Origin of the sequence: Enterobacter sp. 198, assembly GCF_009025585.1 — a bacterium.
Classification (GTDB): domain Bacteria; phylum Pseudomonadota; class Gammaproteobacteria; order Enterobacterales; family Enterobacteriaceae; genus Enterobacter; species Enterobacter ludwigii.
The window spans coordinates 40,056-59,472 of record NZ_WCIM01000017.1 but is presented as its reverse complement, the minus strand read 5'-3'; the positions used below and the strand labels follow the sequence as shown (position 1 = coordinate 59,472).

The 19,417-nt window shown below is 56.7% G+C and carries 15 protein-coding genes and 7 pseudogenes; 15 read left to right on the top strand and 7 right to left on the bottom strand.

All coding sequences use genetic code 11. The features are described 5' to 3' along the window. Positions 1 to 23: 23 nt before the first annotated feature. From tssC to F8561_RS09575, 5 genes and pseudogenes are all read left to right on the top strand, one after another. Positions 24 to 836: pseudogene (tssC, locus tag F8561_RS09595) on the top strand (type VI secretion system contractile sheath large subunit); the annotation flags it as partial. Continuing rightward, positions 817 to 894: pseudogene (locus F8561_RS24615) on the top strand (type VI secretion system baseplate subunit TssG); the annotation flags it as partial. The pseudogenes tssC and F8561_RS24615, both read left to right, overlap by 20 nt. Next, a pseudogene (locus F8561_RS09585) lies at positions 894 to 1,802 on the top strand (DUF2345 domain-containing protein); the annotation flags it as partial. The pseudogenes F8561_RS24615 and F8561_RS09585, both read left to right, overlap by 1 nt. A gap of 16 nt (positions 1,803 to 1,818) precedes the next feature. Then, positions 1,819 to 2,613, top strand: a complete 795-nt coding sequence (locus F8561_RS09580) for a hypothetical protein (protein WP_151887373.1) — start codon at positions 1,819 to 1,821, stop codon at positions 2,611 to 2,613. A gap of 704 nt (positions 2,614 to 3,317) precedes the next feature. Next, positions 3,318 to 3,617: pseudogene (locus F8561_RS09575) on the top strand (contractile injection system protein, VgrG/Pvc8 family); the annotation flags it as partial. Between the two features lie 2 nt (positions 3,618 to 3,619). Here F8561_RS09575 and F8561_RS09570 read toward each other — a convergent pair. Then, positions 3,620 to 3,964: pseudogene (locus tag F8561_RS09570) on the bottom strand (amidohydrolase family protein); the annotation flags it as partial. A gap of 99 nt (positions 3,965 to 4,063) precedes the next feature. Then, positions 4,064 to 5,560, bottom strand: coding sequence for an NCS1 family nucleobase:cation symporter-1 (locus F8561_RS09565; RefSeq protein WP_047357200.1), 1,497 nt, complete (start codon positions 5,558 to 5,560; stop codon positions 4,064 to 4,066). Between the two features lie 144 nt (positions 5,561 to 5,704). Here F8561_RS09565 and F8561_RS09560 point away from each other — a divergent pair, with 144 nt between their 5' ends. The 3 genes and pseudogenes from F8561_RS09560 to puuE all read left to right on the top strand — a co-directional run. Next, a complete protein-coding gene (locus F8561_RS09560) occupies positions 5,705 to 6,421 on the top strand; it encodes a GntR family transcriptional regulator (protein ID WP_020884746.1) in 717 nt (238 codons plus the stop codon). Next, positions 6,421 to 7,291 (top strand): annotated as a pseudogene (locus F8561_RS09555) (aspartate/glutamate racemase family protein); the annotation flags it as partial. The gene F8561_RS09560 and the pseudogene F8561_RS09555, both read left to right, overlap by 1 nt. Continuing rightward, a pseudogene (gene puuE / locus F8561_RS09550) lies at positions 7,194 to 8,111 on the top strand (allantoinase PuuE); the annotation flags it as partial. The pseudogenes F8561_RS09555 and puuE, both read left to right, overlap by 98 nt. A 90-nt stretch (positions 8,112 to 8,201) precedes the next feature. Here puuE and hpxZ read toward each other — a convergent pair. From hpxZ to hpxW, 4 genes are read right to left on the bottom strand one after another with little or no spacing between them, the layout of a single operon-like run. Continuing rightward, on the bottom strand, positions 8,202 to 8,588 hold the full coding sequence (gene hpxZ / locus F8561_RS09545) for an oxalurate catabolism protein HpxZ (RefSeq protein ID WP_032677834.1): 387 nt from the start codon (positions 8,586 to 8,588) through the stop codon (positions 8,202 to 8,204). Beyond that, positions 8,585 to 9,982 carry an AtzE family amidohydrolase gene (locus tag F8561_RS09540; RefSeq protein ID WP_059305462.1) on the bottom strand — a complete coding sequence of 466 codons (1,398 nt, stop codon included), beginning with the start codon at positions 9,980 to 9,982 and terminating at the stop codon, positions 8,585 to 8,587. Before F8561_RS09540 ends, hpxZ begins: the two co-directional genes overlap by 4 nt. After that, positions 9,979 to 10,167, bottom strand: coding sequence for an oxalurate catabolism protein HpxX (hpxX, locus tag F8561_RS09535; RefSeq protein WP_025204497.1), 189 nt, complete (start codon positions 10,165 to 10,167; stop codon positions 9,979 to 9,981). Before hpxX ends, F8561_RS09540 begins: the two co-directional genes overlap by 4 nt. A gap of 10 nt (positions 10,168 to 10,177) precedes the next feature. Continuing rightward, entirely contained in the window at positions 10,178 to 11,761 is a 1,584-nt protein-coding gene (gene hpxW, locus F8561_RS09530) for an oxamate amidohydrolase (RefSeq protein ID WP_151887372.1), read from the bottom strand. A 153-nt stretch (positions 11,762 to 11,914) separates the two neighbouring features. Here hpxW and hpxU point away from each other — a divergent pair, with 153 nt between their 5' ends. The 7 genes from hpxU to hpxK all read left to right on the top strand — a co-directional run bounded on the left by hpxU (position 11,915) and on the right by hpxK (position 18,267). Then, on the top strand, positions 11,915 to 12,754 hold the full coding sequence (hpxU, locus tag F8561_RS09525; RefSeq protein ID WP_020884740.1) for a MurR/RpiR family transcriptional regulator HpxU: 840 nt from the start codon (positions 11,915 to 11,917) through the stop codon (positions 12,752 to 12,754). Between the two features lie 192 nt (positions 12,755 to 12,946). Next, the gene (locus F8561_RS09520) at positions 12,947 to 13,729 is read left to right on the top strand and encodes a transporter substrate-binding domain-containing protein (protein ID WP_020884739.1); all 783 of its coding nucleotides are present in this window, start codon (positions 12,947 to 12,949) and stop codon (positions 13,727 to 13,729) included. 4 nt (positions 13,730 to 13,733) lie between these two features. Then, on the top strand, positions 13,734 to 14,399 hold the full coding sequence (locus F8561_RS09515; protein ID WP_138613716.1) for an amino acid ABC transporter permease: 666 nt from the start codon (positions 13,734 to 13,736) through the stop codon (positions 14,397 to 14,399). Further along, the gene (locus tag F8561_RS09510) at positions 14,399 to 15,055 is read left to right on the top strand and encodes an amino acid ABC transporter permease (RefSeq protein WP_025204495.1); all 657 of its coding nucleotides are present in this window, start codon (positions 14,399 to 14,401) and stop codon (positions 15,053 to 15,055) included. Before F8561_RS09515 ends, F8561_RS09510 begins: the two co-directional genes overlap by 1 nt. After that, positions 15,036 to 15,773: an amino acid ABC transporter ATP-binding protein gene (locus F8561_RS09505; protein WP_138613718.1), complete on the top strand. Its 738-nt coding sequence runs from the start codon at positions 15,036 to 15,038 to the stop codon at positions 15,771 to 15,773. Before F8561_RS09510 ends, F8561_RS09505 begins: the two co-directional genes overlap by 20 nt. A gap of 14 nt (positions 15,774 to 15,787) precedes the next feature. Next, positions 15,788 to 17,029: a pyridoxal-phosphate-dependent aminotransferase family protein gene (locus F8561_RS09500; protein WP_014169474.1), complete on the top strand. Its 1,242-nt coding sequence runs from the start codon at positions 15,788 to 15,790 to the stop codon at positions 17,027 to 17,029. Next, on the top strand, positions 17,026 to 18,267 hold the full coding sequence (hpxK, locus tag F8561_RS09495) for an allantoate amidohydrolase (protein WP_151887371.1): 1,242 nt from the start codon (positions 17,026 to 17,028) through the stop codon (positions 18,265 to 18,267). Before F8561_RS09500 ends, hpxK begins: the two co-directional genes overlap by 4 nt. On the opposite strand, the gene F8561_RS09490 is transcribed toward hpxK, so the two are convergent. After that, on the bottom strand, positions 18,264 to 19,379 hold the full coding sequence (locus F8561_RS09490; RefSeq protein WP_032681288.1) for an ABC transporter ATP-binding protein: 1,116 nt from the start codon (positions 19,377 to 19,379) through the stop codon (positions 18,264 to 18,266). The two genes, hpxK and F8561_RS09490, sit on opposite strands and share 4 nt — an antisense overlap. Positions 19,380 to 19,417 lie beyond the last annotated feature (38 nt).

The window sequence follows — 19,417 nt, the reverse complement described above, 5'->3', positions numbered from 1 at the left end:
CTTTTAACGGATTAATAAGGAATATGTTGATGTCTGTAAAAAATGAGAATGCCGCGGGTAACGAGAGTGTAGTGCTTGAACGTCCTGCAGCAGGCGGGGTATATGCGTCCCTGTTTGAAAAAATCAATCTTAACCCTGTCTCTGAGCTAAGTGCGCTTGATATCTGGCAGGATGCACAGGCGATGTCGGATGCAACAGCAGACGAACGTTTAACTGCCGGCATGAAGGTGTTCCTGGAATGTCTGACAAAAGCGGGCTCAAAAGTTGAGAAACTCGACAAAAACCTGATTGACCACCATATCGCGGAACTGGATTACCAGATCAGCCGTCAGCTTGATGCTGTTATGCATCATGAAGACTTTCAGGCGATAGAAAGTCTGTGGCGCGGTGTGAAATCTCTTGTCGACAAAACCGATTTTCGCCAGAACGTGAAAGTTGAACTCCTGGATATGTCTAAAGAAGACCTGCGTCAGGACTTTGAAGACTGCCCGGAAATCGTCCAAAGTGGGCTGTATAAACATACATATATTGATGAGTATGATACCCCGGGTGGCGAGCCGATTGCTGCGCTGATTTCTGCTTACGAATTTGATGCGTCTGCGCAGGATGTAGCCCTGCTGCGCAACATCTCTAAAGTGTCTGCTGCTGCACATATGCCGTTTATCGGTTCTGCCGGCCCGAAATTCTTCCTGAAAGACAATATGGAGGACGTGGCGGCCATTAAAGATATCGGTAATTACTTTGACCGCGCTGAGTACATCAAGTGGAAATCCTTCCGCGAGACGGATGATTCCCGCTATATCGGTCTGGTTATGCCGCGTGTATCCGGCGACCTTTGAGGCAGGTGGCCGCGATGCCATATCACAGTGTCTGCTGGGGCTGGTCGGCCTTGGTACGGCAAGACGCAGCTCAACAGCGGGCACCTGGTGGACAATCAGGGCAAATCCCGCGGCACCGGTAGCGAACTGCGCACTGATGAACACGGGGTTATCCGCGCCGGAAAGGGGCTGTTTGTCAGTGCCGATGCGCAGGCGAAGGCGCAGGGCGAGGTACTGGACATGAGCGCCGCCCTCCAGGAAATGGACCGGCTTAACCAGCAACTGCAGCAGCTGGAAATGGCGGCAGAACAGGCGCAGGCGCTGAAGGCGGATGTCGACAGCCAGATACAGATGTTTGAGCAGCGGCTGAAACCGCTCAATGAAGCTGTGCATTTCACAGCCCCGGAAGGCATGGCCCTGACCAGTGGTGAAGATATGCAACTGGCCGCAGCACGAAACGTGGCCCTCAACGCCGGGGGTGATATCAGCATCGGAACAATGGGCAATCTGACCGCGCTGGCCGGAGAAAAACTGGGGCTCTTTGCCCGCACCGGCCAACTGAGCGTCAAATCCGGAGAAGGGCCAATAGATATCCAGGCGCAAAACGCCAGCCTGCGGTTGTTTGCAGAGAAGAAGCTGACGCTGAGCTCGGCGAATGACATCTCCCTGGCCGGAAAAAAACGTATCACGCTGATCGGCGGCGGAAGCTATCTGCGACTTGAGGCCGGGAAGGTCGAGTATGGTACGACGGCGTCTTATTTGCGGAAGGTGAAGCGGACGATGTTTGCTGGTGCAACCAATCTACCAATTGAGTCATTGAAGCAGATGGTAATGATCACTCAGTATTACGACAGAAAGTTAAATTTCTCTTCAAATGTCAATTATCGTGTTGAAACAATGGAGGGAGAGGAAATACTTCAGGCTCTGGCGCAGATGGATATATCGACAAGAAAGACAGTGAATCTGAGTATTGGGTATTTTTAAGCTGAGTAATAATTCAATGAAAAAAATAAATATTGAAGTCGATGGTACACCCTATTTTATCGTTACAAAAAATGAAAAAACGGAATTAGGAGTAAAAGGTAATACCACGCCTGAAAAAGATAAAGAAGTCCATAAAATTGAAGTGCCAAACATTTTGATAATCACAAGAAAAAACGCTGATGTTTTGTTCGTTTTGAGAGGGGGTGAAAAGGATTCTTTTAAAATCATGACAGCTCAAGAGTTGTATGATAAATTCCAGTATCAATGGTTTGAACCATTGGCAGATAACTATCGGAAATTGTTGTATGTTAACGAAGCTGATTACGCAAAAGAAGCTTACAAAATATTCACTTGGGATGATATTGCAGAATTTTCAGTTATCGATAGAACGCCTTTGGCTTTTCGTCCAAAAGGTGAGGGCGACTGGAAAAATAATAGTGTGGGTGGTGCCAGCTATCTCCTCGTAATGATAAATAAAATTCCATACTGGACTGATGCCGTTGGGCAAATACCTTTCGCCATAGACACATATAGAATGGAAAAAAATATACCATCAACAGTTGAAACCGGTATGATATGGGGAACTGGTAAACGTACTGATGTTGCCGATAGAACTAATACGTATGATAATTTCTTTGTGCTCCGAGGGGCGTTATATGCAAGCCAAAGATTTACATATAGCATTAAATCTGGTGGTAGCACTTACCCTGCTGTGAATGTTGTCGAGCAAGATAATGGAGCGTCAACTGATGCATTAGGTAACTCTATAACCTCAGAAGAGTATGATAACTATGCGGCATGGAATAAATAAAAACATTAATTCATTTAATAGTAAACTACTGATCGGCTTGTTAGCATGTATGATCTATAGAATCATCACCATTTCGATTTCTTTACTTTACGCCCAGTTTTTTATTCCACATAAAATCCACATATCAACAAACCTATATGGTTTTTATGTATATTTAATTCTTGTGTTTTGCATATTTATATCAGCATTTGTTCCCAGGCAAGCAATAGGTATCATCGTAGCAATAAGTTCAACTCTGCTATTGGGAATTGAAATCTTTGAAGCTGATTTTCCATATAGGGCCTTATTGTTTATTCTCTCTTCTTCTTTGTCTTATCTATTTGTTTTCTCATTAAATGGTCAATTGAGAAAAGTACCTTCTGAGTCGCACACATCCAAAACAGCAAGGCGACTTAAATATATTCTGTTAATTGTTTATCCAGCATACCTCTTCTTTGAAGTGGAAATGTTCAGGAATGTTTCATTATTCATTGCCTGCGTTATATTTCTGGCCTTTTCTATATCTTGGTTGAATAGAAATTTACAATAAAGGCATGAGCAATATATAAATTCTCACCGGCAATTTTACAGGTAATCTTCTTCTTGAGCTTACAAATGAGGAAGATCCCAGAGTACAGTTAACATTTATGAGTGTCTCAATATATGGGGAATGGCTCCAACGCTTTTCCAAATAGTCGATATCTGCAAGGCAAGAAGTCAACAAAATGTTAGCGCTTTTTGACGGACAGACCCGTTACTTTCTGGATATCAACGACAGCCAGGTAAAACCGGATGTTCTGCGATTTCGGGGCAGGGAAGCACTGAGCGAACCGTTCAAATGGGATATTGAGTTCACGACCCAACAGGCGAATATCCCCCCTGAACAGGTCCTGATGAAATATGCCTCTTTCCGGATGCGGAGCGGTAAAAATGTCCACGGCATTATCACCCGCCTGGAATGGCTTTCCACTTCAAAGGATCAGTCCCATTACCGTCTTACGCTCAGTTCCCGCCTGGCGCTCCTGGGATAGGCCTCATCGGCAAACTGGCTTTCTACCGGGAACGTGTATGTGGTCAGCCACTCCAGCAGCTGCTCACCAAAAGCGCCAATCATCTCCGTCTGCGGGTAATGGACGTGGGTATCGACAAAACCCGGGAGCAGCAGTTTGCCGCGCAGGTCGGTGTACCCTTTGTAGGGATCAAGATACTGCTCGCCCTCCTGCCAGGCCATCTGCGCCAGAATTTTGCCGTTATGGATGAACAACAGCCCGTCTTCAAGGTAGCGTGCCTGTTGGGCGATAACGTCTGCACTGTCGCAGACCCGGGCAATATCAAAAAATGCACCGCGGATCGCAGTCTGGTAGTCCATCATGATTCCTGCCTTAGTGTTTGCGTAGCGGGGTGATGAGACTGAGCAAAAACGGTGCCAGAATGAAAAAGGCCGCAGAGGAACTGCGGCCAGGAGGAAGGGTTACTCTTTTTGCGTTGCCACGCGGGGGCTGAACGACGAGGCGCCTGCCGCTTCACGCTCTTCCCGCGCCAGCCAGCGGTAGGTGACCCCGCCCAGGAAGACGCCGATAAACCAGCTAAAGTTTGCCACTTCATGCAGGGAGGGAATAAAGCTTATCACCAGTCCAACGGCAACGGATGGCACCAGCGCGCCGATGGCTTTCGGGTTGAAACCGTTGCGATACCAGTATTTGCCTTTTGGCGTGTCATCAAACAGATCGTCTACGGAGACCTTGCCGCGCTTAATCAGGTAAAAATCGGCAATCAGAATCCCGAACAGCGGGCCAATAAACGCCCCGAGCACGTCCAGAGTGTAGTGGATAAGCTCCGGCGAGTTAAACAGGTTCCACGGGGTTAACAGGATAGAGCCGACGGCGGCGATCATCCCCCCGGTGCGGAAGCTGATTTTTTGCGGTGAACAGTTAGAGAAATCAAACGCCGGGGAGACGAAGTTCGCCACGATGTTGATCCCGATGGTGGCGGTGATCATGGTCAGCAAGCCAATGGCCACCGCCAGATCGTTGCCCACACGGCTGACGGTTTCAATCGGGTCAGTGATCATGCGGCCAAACAGCGATTGCGTACCCGACACAATCACCACGGTAACGATGGAGAACAGCAGGAAGTTAAACGGCAGGCCCCAGCGGTTACCGCGGCGGATCTCCCCCATGCTTTTACCGTAGCGGGAGAAGTCCCCAAAATTGAGCAGCGGGCCGGAGAAGTAAGAGACCACCAGCGCCGTGGCGGTGATCATCTGCCAGGTCTGCTCACCGGCGCTCAGGGATTTGCTGGCGAGGGTAAAGGAGATGCCGTCAAAACCGGTCTTGTATACAATCCATCCCGCCAGCGCCAGCATCACTACGTAGACCGCCGGACCGGCGATATCAATAAAGCGCTTAATGGCGCTCATGCCGTGCCAGAAGACCATCGCCTGCAGCACCCACATGATAGCGAAACAGATCCAGCCAAGATGCGACAGGCCCAGGAACGAACCGGTGGTGAGCGTCGCGAGTGAAGGCCAGAACTTAAGCGCCACCAGCATCAGCGCGTTGGCGGCCAGGTAGGTCTGAATGCCGTACCATGCGAAAGCAATCAGCCCGCGGATCACCGCCGGAATATTGGCCCCGAAAACGCCAAATGCCTGACGGCAAATCACCGCGTAGGGTACGCCTGCCATCTGACTCGGTTTCGCCACCAGGTTGGCGCACAACTGCACAATGCAAATCCCTATCAGCAGGCAGAGCAAGACCTGCCAGCTTGCCAGCCCGAGCGTAAAGAAGCTCGCGGCAACAACATAACCCCCCATGCTGTGGACGTCCGACATCCAGAAAGAAAAGATGTTGTACCAGCTCCAGTTCTGGTCACGCGTCGGTGCCAGATCCTCATTGCAAAGCCGTGGGCTGTAAACCGCACCGGAATCAGCGGCCGTACCGTGCTGCGCGTTTTGTCTGTTTGGCATGAAACCTGCTCCTGTGAATGAAAACCCGTTAAGTGGGAGTGCAGACGGTGTTGCAGGATCCAGGCCAAAATAATAAATCTTGTATGCAATATTTTATTTTTATGTATACGATTCGATAGCGAAAAGTAAAAATCGGAGTGGTGAATGAACAACATAAACAGCCTGCAGACCGCGCCAGACCTGCATGACAAAGATGAATCTATCTTTCAGGCGCTGATGACCGCGATAGTCGAACATCAGTTGCTCCCGGGAAGTAAATTGCCTGAAGAGGCGCTGGCTGAGGTCTTCGGCGTGAGCCGCACCGGTATTCGCAAGGTGCTGCAACGACTCGCCGCTGTGCAAATGGTCACCTTAACGCCCAAACGTGGTGCACACGTGGCCAGCCCGACGGTAGAAGAAGCGCAGCAGATCTTCCGCACGCGCGCGCTGCTTGAGGTGGCTAACCTGCCGGACGTGCTGGCCCACTGTCAGCCGCCGCATCTGGCTGCACTGGAAGGGATTATTCGCCAGGAGCAGCAGGCGCACGAAGCGTATGACGGCCCCGCCGCAATCCGCCACTCCGCCAATTTCCATATTCAGCTTCAGGCCATTTCAGGCAATCAGGTGCTGACAGAGATGGTGACCGGACTGAGCCAGCGGTCGTCGCTGGTGATCGCAGCCTGGGGCGCGCCGTGGCGTCAGGGCTGCCGCTGCAATGACCACGAGCAACTGGTGGAACTCTTGCGTCAGAAGGCGCTCCAGCCCCTGAGTGAGGCCTTAATGCACCATTTTGAACATATTGTCGCCAGCCTCTGTTTCGAACGGGCCGGTGAGTGCCTGCCTGATTTTGCCCGGCTGTTCGCCAGCCACAAGGAGTCGTAATGTCGTCTGTTTGTATACAAGTGATTAACCCCAACACCAGCCTCGCGATGACGGAAACCATCGGCGCCGCAGCCCGCGCGGTAGCAGCACCGGGAACGGAGATCCTCGCCGTCTGCCCGAGCGCAGGTGTGCCCTCGATAGAAGGTCATTTTGATGAGGCCATCGCCGCCGTGGGCGTTCTCGAACAGATAAAACGCGGACGGCAACAGGGCGTGGATGGACACGTGATTGCCTGCTTTGGTGACCCCGGCCTGCTGGCGGCGCGCGAGCTGGCGCAGGGGCCGGTCATCGGTATCGCAGAAGCTGCGATGCATATGGCCACGCTGGTGGCAACACGCTTTTCTGTTGTGACCACGCTGCCGCGCACGCGGATTATCGCCCGTCATCTTTTGCACCAGTATGGTTTCCAGGACCACTGTGCAGCCCTGCATGCCATCGATCTGCCGGTGCTGGCACTGGAAGACGGTAGCGGCCTGGCTCAGGAGAAGGTGCGCGCGCGCTGCATCCAGGCGCTGAAAGAAGATGGCTGCGGCGCGATTGTGCTCGGCTGCGGTGGAATGGCGACGCTGGCGCAAGAGCTGACGCGCGAGCTGCACGTGCCGGTGATCGACGGTGTCAGCGCGGCGGTGAAAATGGTCGAGTCGCTGGTGGCGCTGGGGCTGTCAACCAGCAAGCACGGGGACCTGGCTTTCCCGGAGAAAAAAGCGTTGAGCGGACACTTTCAGGCACTGAATCCATTTTAATTGAGGGGGTGATAATGGCGCTTTTTAACGAAGATTATCCGCGGGACTTACGCGGCTATGCAGGCAAGCCGCCGCACGCGCAGTGGCCGAACCAGGCGCGCATCGCCGTGCAGTTTGTACTCAATTACGAAGAAGGGGCGGAAAACCACGTTCTGCACGGTGATGCCGGCTCAGAACAATTCCTCTCGGACATCATCGGTGCGGCCAGTTATCCGGACCGACACATGTCGATGGACTCCCTCTATGAATACGGCAGCCGCGCCGGGTTCTGGCGGATCCATAACGAATTCTGCAAGCGTGGCCTGCCGCTGACGGTCTTTGGCGTGGCAATGGCGCTGGCGCGACATCCCGATATCGTCGACGCCATTAAAGCGGCTGATTACGACGTGGTTAGCCACGGCTGGCGCTGGATCCACTATCAAAGTATGGATATAAACCAGGAGCGCGAGCACCTGCACAAGGCGGTGCATGTCCTGACTGACCTGTTTGGCAAACCGCCTGCCGGCTGGTACACCGGGCGTGACAGCCCAAACACCCGCCAGCTGGTAGTGGAGCATGGGGGCTTTGACTATGACAGCGACTACTATGGCGATGATTTACCGTTCTGGACGCAAGTGACGTGCAGCGACGGCACGCGCAAACCCCACCTGATTGTGCCGTATACGCTGGATGCCAACGACATGCGCTTCGCGACCGCGCAGGGGTTCAACACCGCCGAGCAGTTTTATACCTACCTGAAAGACAGCTTTGACGTGTTGTACGAAGAAGGGGAACGTGCGCCGAAGATGATGTCCATCGGCATGCATTGCCGCCTGCTGGGGCGTCCGGGGCGTTTTCGTGCTTTGCAGCGGTTCCTCGATTACCTTGCGCAGCACGATCGGGTATGGGTCTGTACCCGCCAGCAGATAGCCGATCACTGGCGTGAGGTGCACCCGTTTCAACAATAACGGTCCAGCAATGCACCGGGGGGCGGTGACGCCTGTCCCGGCCTGCTGCTTATCTGATGGGAAAAGCGCCACCGGGCAGGGTTATTAACATTACGCCATCACGCTCACCTGCGCCGCCACAATCCGCCAGCCGTAAGGGAAGCGTACCCATGTCTGCTGCTGGCGACCAATCCGCTCCGTTCCTTCGCGGGTGAATTCGGTGCTACACACGGCGTAATCTTCTCCGAAGGTGGTGATTACCGTATGGCGCAACGTCCTTTGCAGACCCGCGGACGGGCGCGCCGCCCGAAAGGCGCGGATTTCCTCAATGCCGTACAGGTTTTCGCCCGCACCGAGACGCACCGTGTTTTTGTCGTGCCAGAACAGCTCATCCAGCACCGGAATGTTGTTGCTTACCAGCGCGTCTTCATAGCGGTAAAAGGCTGCGGTCACTTCTGCAACGACCCACGGAAGGTTAATGTCATCGTGATTTATCATGGTGCCATCTCCGCCGGCCGGGCATCGGTTATTCCGCTTGCTTCCAGCACCCGCGCCACGCGCAGGCAGGCTTGCTCGTTAAACGGTGCGGCGATCAACTGCAGGCCAACAGGTGCGCCCTGAGCGGTGCGCAGCGGGACGGTGGTAACGGGTAAACCTAAAAACGAAATCGGCTGCGTCAGCATGCCCATGCTGGCGCGAACCGGTAACGGCTGGCCGTTGATCTCCATAATCTCTTCGCCAATCCGCGTTGCACTGCGCGGCGTGGCCGGGGCGATCAGCACGTCGGCCTGCGCAAACAGCGCTTTAAACGCCTGTCGGGCCTGCGTGCGAAAACGCTGGGCCTGAATATACCAGGCAGAAGGGATCATCGCGCCGGCCAGCAGTCGCTCGCGCGAATGGGGTTCAAAACGCCCGGGCTCGCGGCGAAGCGCGGGCAGGTACTGATTTCCGCCTTCCGAGGCGCTGATGATAAACGCTGCGGAGCGGGCCAGCTCGGCATCGGGGAATTGCAGCGTTTCCTGCACGTCGAGAGCTTTTGCCACCCGCGCCACGGCGTCTCGCATGTCGCTGTCGCACCAGGTACTGAAATAGCCGCCGAGCACCGCGCAGCGCAAACCATCCAGACCGCGGTCGAGCAGGGGCCGGGTCTGCTCCCGGGAACTCTCTGCCTGAAATCCGTCGCTGGTATCCCGACCCTGCAGTGCATCGTACACCGACGCCAGATCGCTCACACGACGGGCAAACGGCCCGATGTGATCCAGACTGGCGACAAACGGATGGCTGCCGGCGCGTGACAGACGACCAAAAGTGGGCTTAAGACCGTATATTCCGCACAGGGAGGCCGGTACGCGAATAGACCCGTTGGTGTCGGTACCGAGCGAAAAATGAACCAGTCCGGCAGCGACCGCGGCGGCAGAGCCGCCGGACGATCCTCCGGCAATGCGCGTCACATCGTGCGGGTTACGCGTTGCGCCGTAGTAACTGTTTTCCGTCGTAAAGCCGTAGGCGTAGGCATCCATGTTGACCATCCCCGACAATAAGCCACCGGCACTGCGCAGCTGGCGTACCGCAAAGCTGTCAGCGGTGGCGGGGGGGCGCTGGCTGAACAGCTCTGCACCGGCAAGGGTCGTATGCCCGGCGACGTCGAACAGGTTTTTCACCGCGTAGGGAATACCTGCCAGCGGCGGCAGAGGGCGTTTCTCCCGACGCAGGGTGTCGATATTCTCGGCTTCGGCCAGCATGCGTTCTTCCGTGACGGTGGTCCAGGCGTTGATATGGGGATTGATGCGCGTAATGGCTTCCAGGGTCTGGCGGGCGATGTCATGGGCGCTCAGGTCGCCTGCACTCAACGCCTGCTGGATCTCACTGATACTCATTTCGTGTAGCGTCATGCTTTGTATACTCCTGCGATCTCCAGACGGTCATCAAGCGGCAGCGCCATCAGCGGGGCGGCCATCGCCGCGATACGGCAGAACTGCACATGGAGTTCTGCCCGGCGGGCGTCATCCAGCTCAACGCCCAGCACGGACTCCATTTGCGCCAGATAGGCATGCCAGTCAGGTTGTGTGGTATTCATCAGTCTCTCCTTAAAATCCGGCGGCGGCGCCGTTGCTGCGCGGGTCAAATGCCCCTTCAAACAGCCCGTTGGGATGACGAACAATCGCACCCGCGTGGCCCATGGCTTCGCTGAATTCCGGGAGGCACTCCACGTCGTGGCCCAGCGCCCGCAGGCGCGCGACGGTCTGCGGCGTAAAGCGGCCTTCCACCTTCAGGGTGTCGGATGTCTGTCCCCAGGTGCGCCCCAGTAACCAGCGCGGGCGGGCGATGCTCTCTTGCAGTGGTACCCCCTGCACCACATAGCGGGTAAACAGGGTGGCCTGAGTTTGCGGCTGGCCGTCACCGCCCATCGAGCCGTAGACCATGACGCGTCCGTCATGCAGACGCGCGGCTGCCGGGTTCAGGGTGTGGAACGGTTGTTTTCCTGGCGCAAGCGCCAGCAGGTGACGGGGATTGAGGCTGAATGAGGCTCCCCGGTTTTGCCAGACGATGCCGGTATCAGGCAGGACCACGCCGCTGCCGAACTCGTGATAAATGCTCTGAATAAACGACACGGCAAGTCCGCTGTTATCCATCACCCCCATCCAGACCGTATCACCAGGGCCTTTGCCGCAGCCCCACGGTGCGGCCTGGTTATCATCGACCTGGTCGGCGAGGGCGGCCAGTGCGGCAGGTTCCAGCAGACCCTGGATATCGGTTTTCAGCTCGCGCGGGTCGGTGATATGGGCATCGCGCAGACCAAACGCCAGTTTGGTGGCCTCTACAATGCGGTGAACGGTGGTCGCTTCGTCAGCATCGGCCATGGACAGGCGGTCGGTTATCCCGAGGATCGCCAGCGACACCAGCCCCTGCGTTGGCGGCGCAAGGTTCCACACTTCGCCCTGCTGATGCTGTAATTTCAGCGGTGTGGTGCGCCGGGCGACATGCGCGTTTAGGTCAGCCAGGGTGATGGGCAGCCCGAGCGTTGTCATGCCCCGGGCCAGACGCTCCGCCAGCGGGCCGCGATAAAAACTGTCCAGACCGTCTTCTGCGAGGTGCGAGAGCGTGGAGGCCAGCGCCGGTTGATAAAACCGGCTGCCGACCTGCGGCGGTTTGCCGTCAGCCAGCCAGGTCTCTGCGAAGCCGGGCAGGTCCTTCAGTTCATCCAGCTTACTGGCCGTGGCGGCGGCCTGAGACGCGGTCACCGGCGTGCCGTTTCGGGCATAGTCAATGGCGTCTGCCAGCAGGCGATTCAGGGGAAGAGCGGTGCCCGTCAGCGTGCGCGAAACCTTCAGCGCTTCGTCCCAGCCGCTCACCGTTCCCGCCACGGTCAGCGCCGCGCGAGGCCCGCGATGGGGGATCTGAGAGACATCGTCATAGGCGGCAAGCGTCGCCAGTGAGCCTGCTGCGCCGCTGGCGTCAATGGCGACCGGTTCGCCATCGGGCGGCACGATAAGCCAGAAACCGTCCCCACCGAGACCGTTCATGTGCGGGTAAACCACGGCAATGGTTGCGGCGGCGGCGACCATTGCCTCAATCGCGCTACCGCCTTCGCGCAGAATGGCCAGAGCGCTCTGGCTGGCAAGATGGTGGGGCGCCACGGCCATTCCGTGTACGGAGACATTACTTTGCATGGAGAGTCCTTATAACCCAAAAGTCACAAGGTGCTGCAAAAGCTGTTCCAGTTATGAATGAAAAGTTTCACGTCAGTCGTAACATAACGTTTTAAGAAGCTGGCATGCTTAATGAAAGGTATAGTGAGGTGAAACAAAAGTTACAGAGGCTTTATGGAACAGCTTGATGAACGTCTGAAAGCGCAATACGCGTCGTTGTCACCGCAGGAGCAACGGGTGGCTGATTTTATTTTTGATCATTTCGACGACCTCATTAGTTATAACAGCGCCGAGCTGGCGCAACTGAGCGGGGTGTCGAAAGCCACGGTGAGCCGTCTGTTTAAGCGTCTGGGCTATGAGAAGTATAAAGAGATGCGCGACGAACTGCGCACGCTGCGCCAGAGCGGCATGCCGCTGACCGATAACCGCGATGCGGTGCAGGGCAACACTCTGCTGGCGCGGCATTATAAGCAGGAGATGGCAAACCTCACCCAGTGGGTCAACGCTCTGGATGCTCAGCAGTTTGCCGAGGCCATGGCCTCAATGGTGAAGGCACGGCGGATTGTGATTATCGGGATGCGCAACGCCTATCCGGCGGCGCTGCACCTGCGCCAGCAGCTGTTGCAGGCACGCGGACAGGTGCTGCTGCTGCCGCAGCCGGGGCAGAGCCTGAGCGAGGAACTGGTCGATTTAACGCCCGACGATCTGGTGATTATGATGGCATTTCGCCGTCGCCCGCGGATCGTACGGCCGCTGTTGCAGCAGCTTCAGCACAGCGGTATTCCGGTTCTGCTGATGTGTGAGCCGCAGGCACACAGCCTGTTTCCGCTGACCAGCTGGCAGCTCTGCGCCCCGCTGGACAGCGTCTCGGCGTACGACAGCTACTCGTCGGTCAACAGTCTGATCAACCTGCTGGCTAACGCCTTCCTGCATGAAATCCTCGATAAAGGCCGTCCCCGGATCCACGATATCGCCTCCCTGTATCAGCAGCTGGACGAACTGGAACAGCGATAATGGGGCATCAGGCTGGTGCTTTGCATTAAAATAGTGCAGAAAAGCGGGGCGGAAAAGGGAGGCCTTTTCCGCCCCGCTCTCGTTTTATCAGGCCTTCAGAGAAAATTTCCCGTTTTGCCTCATCTGGCACATTAGTTGCAAAATCCAATTCAAAGAATCTTTTGTTTCATGTTAACGTTACGGGGAAGCACCATGAAAAAGTTATTGATTGCACTGACCGGGGCCGTCTGTCTGTTTGCAAACCTGCCAGCAAAAGCTGACCAGCTTCAGGATATTGAGAAACGCGGCACTCTTCGTATCGCCGTCCCGCAGGATTTTCCTCCGTTTGGTTCAGTCGGGACCGATCTCCAGCCGCAGGGCTACGACATCGACATGGCGCGCTATCTGGCAAAACAGATGAAGCTCAAGCTGCAGCTGGTGCCGGTGACCAGTGCCAACCGCGTGCCGTATCTGCAAACCGATAAGGTGGATCTGGTGATCTCAAGCCTCGGCAAAAACGCCGAGCGTGAAAAGGTGATCGATTTTAGCCGTGCCTATGCGCCGTTCTTCCTCGGCGTGTTCGGCCCGAAAGGGGCTGAACTGAAAGATGCTGCTCAGCTGAGTGGAAAAACCATTGGCGTGACGCGCGGTGCGGTGGAGGACATGGTGCTGACCAGCCTTGCGCCGAAAGATGCAGACGTCAAACGCTACGAAGACAATAACACCACCCTGTCGGCTTACCTGTCCGGTCAGGTCCAGTACGTGGCGACAGGCAATCTGGTCGTGGCGGCGATTTCCCGCCAGAACGCCGCCAAAGCCCCGGTTCCGAGCTTTATGCTGAAGGACTCGCCGTGCTTTATCGGGCTGAAGAAAAACGAACCGGCGCTGAAAGCGAAAGTTGATGCGGTGATTGAGCAGGGAATTAAAGACGGCACCCTGAATAGCCTCTCTGAGCAGTGGCTGAAAGCGCCATTGCCGGCAAGCCTGGGCGTGTAAGGCGATGACAGAGCAACTCCATTTCTCTGCGCTCTGGCCGTACTGGCCGGCGCTGCTGGCAGGGCTGTGGGTCACCATTCAACTGACGGTGATGGCAACCCTCGGCGGGCTGGCGATCGGTATTTTCGGGGCGGCGATTCGCAGCGGCCGGACGACGTGGTTCAGCAGGATCTGGGGCGGCTACGTGGAGATTATCCGCAACACGCCCTTTGTCGTGCAGCTGTTTTTCATTGTGTTCGGTCTGCCGAATCTGGGGCTGAAGATGACGGCGGGCGAAGCGGCGCTGCTGGCAATGGTCGTCAACCTGGGCGCGTACAGCACGGAGATTGTCCGTGCCGGTATTCAGGTTACGCCCAAAGGACAGTGGGAGGCCGGCCGCGTGCTGGGGCTTACCCGCCTGCAAACGTTTATACGCGTGGTGCTGCCACCGGCACTGCAGCGTATTTATCCGGCGCTGGTCAGCCAGTGCATTATCGTTATGCTCGGTTCGTCGGTGGTGTCGCAGGTCTCCTATGAAGAGCTGACTTTTTCCGCCAACCTGATTCAGTCAAGAACGTTCCTGAGCTTTGAGGTCTATCTGGTGACCACCGGAATTTACCTGGTGCTGTCAATTACCCTGCGCCAGCTAATGATGGCGGCAGGACGGAAGTGGCTGGGGGTACAGGCATGATGACCACCTTTACCGACTGGGACATTATTCGCAATCTGCTGCTCGCCGGACGCTGGACGGTGCTGCTGTCGCTGGTGGCGTTTGTCGGCGGGGCGGCGGTAACGCTGCCGCTGTTGCTGTTGCGCCTCACGGGTGGGCGTACGGTAAAACGTCTTATCCGCGGCTATATCGAACTGTTTCAGGGCACGCCGCTGCTGATGCAACTGTTCCTGGCCTTCTTCGGCGTGGCGCTGTTGGGTATCGATGTTTCGCCGTGGACCGCCGCGTCGCTGGCCCTGACGTTCTACACCAGCGCCTTTTTGCTTGATATCTGGTTTGGCAGTATTCGTGCGCTGCCGAAAGGGCAGTGGGAGGCGTCGCGCTGTCTGGGGCTGACCTTCGGCCAGACGCTGTTTCGCGTGGTGGCTCCCCAGGCGTTACGCATCGCCATCGCCCCAACGGTGGGGTTCGCCGTGCAGGTGATTAAGGGGACCGCGCTGGCATCCATTATCGGTTTTATCGAGCTGACCAAGGCCGGGACGATGCTGACCAACGTGACCTATCAGCCGTTTAAAGTCTTTGCGCTGGTGGCGCTCGGCTACTTCATTCTGTGTTATCCGCTGTCGCGCTACAGCCGTTATCTGGAGACTAAATTCAATGCCTCTCATCACCATTAATCAGGTGCAGAAGTACTACGGCGATAACCACGTGCTCAAGGGCGTGGATCTGGACATCGACATGGGCCAGGTCATTTCAATTATCGGGCGCAGCGGTTCGGGTAAAAGCACGCTGTTGCGCTGCATTAACGGCCTCGAAGGGTATCAGGACGGCAGCATCAAGCTCGGCGGCATGACCATTACCGACCGGGATTCCCAGGCGCGTGAAATCAGCCGCTCGGTCGGCATGGTATTTCAGAACTTCAACCTTTTCCCGCACATGACGGCGATGGAAAACGTGATGCTCGCGCCACGTCGGGTGCTGAAGAAAAGCGCAGCAGAATGTCAGGTGCTGGCGCAGCGCATGCTGGAGAAAGTCGGGCTGGGTGACCGTCTGGATTACTACCCGTCAAGCCTCTCCGGCGGCCAGCAGCAGCGCGTGGCGATTGCTCGTGCTCTGGCGATGTCGCCTAAAGTTTTACTCTGTGACGAGATAACTTCCGCGCTCGATCCGGAACTGGTAGGCGAAGTGCTCAAGGTGCTGGAACAACTGGCCGCTGAGGGGATGACGCTGATCCTGGTGACCCATGAAATGAATTTTGCCCGCGAAGTGGGCGACCGCGTGGTGTTTATGCATCAGGGGCGCGTCTGGGAAGAGGGCGACAGCAAAACGCTGTTCGCTAACCCACAGACCACTGAGCTTAAACAGTTTATCTCCTCCGTGCGCGGCCTCAATTAACTAAGGACTTAAAAATGGATATCGCTCAATTTCCGCAAATCAATCCGCCACAACGTCTGCTGATGGGGCCGGGGCCGATCAACGCCGATCCGCGCGTGCTGCGTGCCATGTCGAGCCAGCTTATCGGCCAGTACGATCCAGCGATGACCCACTACATGAACGACGTCATGGCACTCTACCGCGGCGTGTTCCGCACGGAAAACCGCTGGACGATGCTGGTGGACGGCACCTCCCGCGCGGGGATTGAAGCGATTCTGGTATCGGCCATTCGTCCCGGGGACAAAGTGCTGGTGCCCGTTTTTGGTCGCTTCGGCCATCTGCTGTGCGAAATTGCCCGCCGCTGCCGCGCAGAGGTCCACACCATCGAGGTACCGTGGGGCGAGGTGTTCACACCGGATCGGGTGGAAGATGCCATTAAACGCGTGCGTCCGCGCCTGCTGTTAACCGTGCAGGGGGATACGTCCACCACCATGCTGCAGCCGCTTGCGGAACTCGGGGCAATCTGCCGTCGTTACGATGTCCTGTTTTATACCGATGCTACCGCGTCGCTCGGCGGCAACGCCCTGGAGACCGATGCCTGGGGGCTGGATGCGGTCTCGGCGGGGATGCAGAAATGTCTTGGCGGTCCGTCCGGCACCTCGCCTGTTACCCTGAGCCCGCGGATGGAAGAGGCAATCCGTCGCCGCAAATGCATCGAAGAGGGGATCCGTACCGATGCCCATCGCGACGGCGACGAAGAGATGATTTACTCCAACTATTTCGACCTCGGCATGGTGATGGATTACTGGGGACCCGAGCGTCTGAACCACCACACCGAAGCGACCACCGCGCTGTTTGGCGCCCGCGAATGTGCCCGCCTCATTCTGCAGGAAGGGCTGGATAACGGTATCGCCCGCCACAAGCTGCACGGGGATGCGCTGCTGAAAGGTATTCAGGCGATGGGACTCGAGACCTTCGGCGACCTCAGGCACAAGATGAACAACGTGCTAGGCGTGCTTATCCCTCAGGGCGTAAACGGTGACCAGGTGCGTAAACTGATGCTGGAGGATTTCGGCATTGAAATCGGTACTTCGTTTGGTCCGCTGCACGGCAAAGTGTGGCGTATTGGCACCATGGGCTATAACGCGCGTAAAGACTGCGTGATGACCACCCTGAGTGCGCTGGAGTCGGTACTGAACTACCTGAAGTTTTCCACTACGCAGGGTGCCGCGATGCAGGCCGCGTGGGATCATTACCGCACTGAGACGGCGCTATGAATCACGCGACACGCCAGAAGGCGGCAGAACGTGTGATGGCCCGCGCCGATGCGCTGGCCGCCATCAGCGAAACCCAGGATTCCCTTACCCGCGTGTATCTCTCTGCCCAGCATCTGCAGGCTAACCAGCTGGTCGGGCAGTGGATGAACCAGGCGGGCATGACCGTCTGGCAGGACAGCGTGGGGAATATCTGCGGACGTTATGAAGGCGAGCAGGAGGGCGCACCGGCGGTGTTGCTTGGCTCGCATCTGGATACCGTGCGCAATGCCGGGCGCTACGACGGGATGCTGGGGGTGCTGACGGCCATTGAAGTCGTTGACAGCCTGCATCAGCAGGGAAAACGGCTGGCGCAGGCCGTTGAGATTGTCGGCTTTTGCGATGAAGAGGGAACCCGCTTTGGTATCACGCTGTTGGGCAGCCGCGCCCTGACGGGCACCTGGCCTGTGGGCTGGCTCGACACGTGCGATGCCAGAGGTATCAGCGTGGCGCAGGCGATGGTACAGGCAGGGTTAGATCCCAGCCGTGTCGCGATGGCCGCAAGACGCCCGGATGATTTCAGCGCCTGTCTGGAGCTGCATATTGAACAAGGACCGTGTCTGGAACAGGCCGGTCTGGCGCTGGGCGTGGTTGAAGCCATTAACGGCGCGCGTCGTCTGAACTGCCGCTTCACCGGTGAGGCCGGCCACGCCGGGACCGTGCCGATGGCGCATCGTAAGGACGCGCTGGCCGCCGCCGCCGAATGGATGGTGCTGATTGAAAACACCACCCGTCAGCACGGCGGCAACCTGGTGGCCACGGTGGGTGAGTTGCGCTGTCTGCCTGGTGCGGTAAACGTCATCCCCGGCGAGGTCGCGCTCTCGTTAGATATTCGCGGCCCGCAGGATGCGCCGCTTGACCTTCTGCTTACTGCACTGCTGACGCAGGCGCAGGCGATAGCGGCCCGTCGCGGAATACATTTTGCAGCCGACGAATTTTACCGAATCGCCGCCACACCATGCGATACACGTCTGCAGGCGCTGCTGGCGGAGGCTGTAGAATCGGTGCAGGGGAAGACATTATCGCTGCCGAGCGGTGCCGGTCATGACACCATCGCCCTGGCGGAGCGTTGGCCGGTAGGGATGTTGTTTGTGCGGTGTAGGGAAGGCGTCAGCCACCATCCGGCGGAATCGGTGATGGCTGAGGATGTCGCGCTGGCGATTGATGTCTTTACGCGTGCGGTAACGCGTCTGGCGGGTTAAGCGACCGAGCGTACCGCTTCATCGATGTCGGCACTCACCCGCACATCCTGCTCGTCAAACACCATGCAGTGGCGATCGTCAAAAGCCACATCAATTTGCTGCCACGGCGCGAATTTCACATCGCCCGGCAGCAAAATCTTCACATTGTCGTGGCCGTAGCACTGACCAAAGAGGTAGGTGTTGTTGCCCAGACGCTCAACCACTTCACAGTTAAACGTCAGCCGCGTGCCGTGGCGGAGATCGGTGGTTAAATGTTCCGGACGAATGCCCAGCGTCACCGGGCTGCCTGCGTTCAACGGTGTGGTGGTCAGGGCCAGTGTGAGCGTCTTCTGCTGGGATAATCTCACCGTCAGCTCACCCGGTTGCCAGGACTCTACCGTTGCCGGCAGGAAATTCATCTTCGGCGAGCCGATAAACCCGGCCACGAACTTGTTCGCCGGTTTGTAGTAGAGTTCCATCGGCGCGCCCATCTGCTCAACCTTTCCGTAGTTCATCACCACAATTTTATCAGCCAGGGTCATCGCTTCTATCTGGTCGTGGGTGACATACACCATGGTGGTTTTCAGTTCCTGGTGCAGACGGGCAAGGTGCAGACGCATCTCCACGCGCAGCTCGGCATCCAGGTTGGAGAGCGGTTCGTCGAACATAAAGACCCGCGGATTACGTACGATGGCGCGGCCAATGGCCACACGCTGGCGCTGGCCGCCGGAAAGCTGCTTAGGTTTGCGATCCAGAAGGTGGGAAAGCTGCAGCGTTTTGGCCACCATCTCGACCTGATGGCGGATCTGATCTTTCGGCACCTTATTGACCTTCAGGCCGTAGCCCATGTTTTCGGCCACCGTCATATGTGGGTAGAGCGCATAGGACTGAAACACCATCGCCACGCCGCGGTGGGAGGGGGCAACGTCGTTCATCACCTCGTCACCAATTAACACTTCCCCTTCGCTAATGTCCTCCAGTCCGGCAATCATGCGCAGCATTGTCGATTTACCGCAGCCGGAAGGACCGACAAAGACGGCAAACTCACCGTCTTCAATCTCAAGATTCACGTTGTGCAAGGTTACGGTGTCGCCAAAGCGTTTGGTGACATTCCTCAATTGTATGTTCGACATCTGTATTCCCCGAGTAAACCGCCGCGTATGTATTACGT